1 protein-coding gene is annotated in these 3638 nt (G+C 60.0%); it reads right to left on the bottom strand.

All coding sequences use genetic code 11. From position 1 onward, the window contains the following. Nucleotides 1-3590 (bottom strand): DUF6531 domain-containing protein (locus L6966_RS11845; protein ID WP_237233454.1); only part of this gene is annotated, 3590 nt, incomplete at its 3' end. Nucleotides 3591-3638 lie beyond the last annotated feature (48 nt).

Raw genomic sequence — 3638 nt, 5'->3', positions numbered from 1 at the left:
AGCCGCCCAGCAGCGTCGTAAGCATAAGAGACCGTGCCCCCGACCGCATCGGTGCGAGAAAGAACCTTACCGGCAGCATCATAGGACCACCTTGTGCTCTGATCCCCGCGGGAACGAGACAGCAGCCGCCCCACCCGGTCATAGACCAGCTCATGATCCACCTGCTCCCCACAGGAGAAATCACGGATACGCACACTACGCCCGCCCAAGTCCCGCTCAACGCTCGAGACAAGACGCCCGTCAACGCTCAGCGATGTCTCCCGCCCAGCCGCATCATAAGTCCAGGTGCTCATCGAGCCGCTAGGGTCGGTTTGCCTCAGCTGACGCCCGGCCGCATCATAGGTAGCCCTAGTCACCCGCCCTAGGGCATCGGTCACCGAGTCCACCTGATTCAACTGCGTGTAGGTGCGCCGTGTTACCGCCCCGGCCGGGTCAGTAATGCGCACCAGACGACCGCGCACATCATACTCATAATGAGTGCGCCCACCCAGCCCATTAATGGCCTGCACCAGCTGACCGGCAGCATCATAAGCAAACCGGCGGGTACCCATAGCACCGTCTTGAGCAAACACTACTCTGCCGCACGCATCGTACCCATAACGTGCTATGCCGCGCCCTGGCTCCCGGGCCAGCACCAGCCGCCCACAGGCATCGTACTCATAGGTCGATTCCTCACCGGTGGGGCCAACCTTACCCACCACACGCGAATCGGCATCATACACTAACCGAGTCACGCCACCGGCAGCATCCCTCAAAGTCTCAGGGCGCCCAGCCGCATCATACCCATACTCGATGCGTGAGTCATCGGGGAAGATAAGGGCAACCAGCTTGCCCGCCAGGTCATACTCATACCTGGTGAGCGCACCTTCACCATCGACCAACTCCACCGGATTACCAGCTGCATCATAAGAAATTAGCTCCGCTGAACCATCAAGCCCTTCACGTTTAACAGGCCGACCGTACATATCAGTCTGTATAGAGGCAGAGCCGAAAACATCGCTCAGGGTAATCCGCTGATCCTTACGATTCACCGTGGCAGTCACCCGGTTGCCCAGCGGGTCAACCGTAGCGGCCAACTGACCGGTGACATCGTACTCACGGGACCAGATGCCCCCGGCAGGGTCAGTCACAGCCACCAAACGCGAGAGCGCATCGTGCTCAAAACCCCAGGCAGACCCATCAGGCAAAACCGCTGAGGCAACATTGCCCGCATCGTCAAAGACACGCGAAACCGACCGGCCTAAGGGGTCAATCGTCTCGACAACCTCCCCATGGGCCCCGTAGCGCATCTGCGTGCGTGCCCCGGTCGGGTCAACCAAAGCAACCAGGCGGCCAGCGCCATCATACTCAAAACGGTGTACCGCCCCATCAGGGTCTTGGCGTGAGGCCAGATTGCCTGCGCCATCATAGGCGAACCGGGTCAGGGCCCCCGAGGCGGTGACAGCCTGTATGGCTCTGCCCGCACTGTCATATCCAAGGTAGGAGGTATCACCAAAAGCATTAGTAACGCTCAACAGATCACCGGTGCCAGTGTACTCAAAAGACAGCCGGACACCTGTGGGGCCAGTTACCTGCCGCAAGAGCCCTGCCTCCCAGGTCAGCTCCGTCACCCCACCTAGGGCATCCCGAATCTGGGAAGGGTGACGGCTAGATCCCTCATAGGTATAAGTGATCAGCCCACCGTGAGCGGTGACCATATCCACCAGCCGGTCCAGCTCGTCCCACCGGTAGGTGATATCAGCACCCTCACCGGTGACCGTACGCACCCGACGGCCCCGGTCATCATAGGCATGAACAGTCACAGACCCATCACGCTCGGTGACTGAGACCAGGTTGCCGTGCTGGTCATAGGCCATAGACTGACGCTGATCATGAGCATCAATCACCCCAATCAACCGGCCCCGAGCATCAGAAACCCAGGAGTTAGACCGCTGCCCGTTTTCATCAGCGACCACGGTCACCCGCCCCGGCAGGTAGGAGAACCGCACCAGACGCCCGTGCGGGGTTTTCTGGGTCAGAACCCGCCCGTAGGGGTCATACGTATTGATGACCTCCTGAACCCCGGCAGCATCAGCGACCACCTCAATCAGGCCCTGCTCATTATGGGTGTAAACACGCCGATAGCTAGCCCCCTGCGCGCCGGTGAGCAGACCGGCAGCAGAATAGGTGTATTCAATCCGCCGCCCATCAGAGGCGGTGGCAACAGCAACTAGCCCGTCAACATACTCAAAACTGATGAACCGGCCCCGCTCGTGGTGCACGGTGGCAACCGTGCCGTCGGAGGAGTAGGTGGGGTAATAGGCGCTACCCTCACCGGCAGGGCAGGAACCCACCCAGGTGCCGGTAGCATCAAAGAACCAGCGGCCCCCAGCATTATCCGTAATCACCCACACCACAGACCCAGCCTGGGGGGCCGGTAGCTGCACCGGGCTCACCTGATTCACAGGCAGGAGCCAGAAATTCTCCTCAGCACAGGGAGCAAAACCTTCACCAGCCCGAGCAAAGGGCAAGGCCCGCCCATCAGCCATGACCCAGGTGGCTCCCTCATCGGTGAACCGCAGGGCCATATCTAAGGTGGAGCTCCACCCGGGCCCAAAGACACCGCCGGTCTGCCCGCGGGAGTTATACATACGCTTCAGCGCTAGGGAGGCACACCCGCCGGTGAACCCCAGGTCAGTTTCCGGTTCAATGAAGTTACCGTTAGCGGTGTTCACCGGATCCAGGGTGTACCCGGTGGTCGGGGGCCCGCCCACTGCGGTGGGGTCCATGATGGTCAAATCTTCACGCGCTACTGCCACCCCAGCGTTCTGCAAGGAGGTAGCCAGAGCCGAGTTGGCTAAGGCCACAGGGTGCCCGGAGGTCGCCCCAGCATCGTCAAAGGCTTGAGCGATAGTTTTGGCCCAGGCCATATCCTGTTCGTTGGCCTCAAGCCATTTGCCCAGGGCGGTCATCAGATCAGCAGCGTTCAGGGAGCCGTAGTTGCAGCTACCTTGAAAGTCCGAGTAGGCGGTCTCAAGGGTGCTGTGCTTGTTTTTGACGGTGGTCTCAAGAGGTTCCAGACCGCTACTGAAGGCCCGCAGGTTTTCGGGGATGGCGCTGGAAGTTCCGCCACTTGGGCCGCCGCCACTGTCGGGGGCAGGATTCTGGCGGGGTGTGTTGGCAGGGGCTTGGGTGCTTTTGCTCATGGGGTCTGAGGCTGGGCCTACCGGTGGGTCTTGGTCACCGAAGATTTCATCTATGCCCTTTTTCAAGGCGCTCTCGGCCTCTTGTTCGGCTACGAATTCGCGGGCAATACGGCGGCGTTCGTTTTCTTCTCGGGCCTGGTCGATGAGTTGATTGACTAAGTCAGCGGCGTTGGTGAGAGCGATGGCGAGGTCGGAGGCATCGGCGGCGGCGGTTTTGCTGTTTGTGTCGAAGAGGGTACTGAAGTAGCCTTTAAAGTCTTCTTGAGCGGTGGATACCAGAGACGCCCTAGAATCTGCCTGATCCTCGAGGGTCCTCGCTGCGTTAGTGAAAGCGGTTTTGAGGCTCTCTGCGTGGGTGAAGTTGAATTCAACATCGCTTTCAATGGCACCGAGGTTATGAGACATGGGGCAGGTCTTTCTGTGCTGGTAGGTGTTGTTGGTGTGTGAGTTTAC

Origin of the sequence: Rothia nasisuis, from assembly GCF_928381405.1 — a bacterium.
Taxonomy (GTDB): Bacteria; Actinomycetota; Actinomycetes; order Actinomycetales; family Micrococcaceae; genus Rothia; species Rothia nasisuis.
This window is presented reverse-complemented; position numbering and strand designations above follow the sequence as displayed.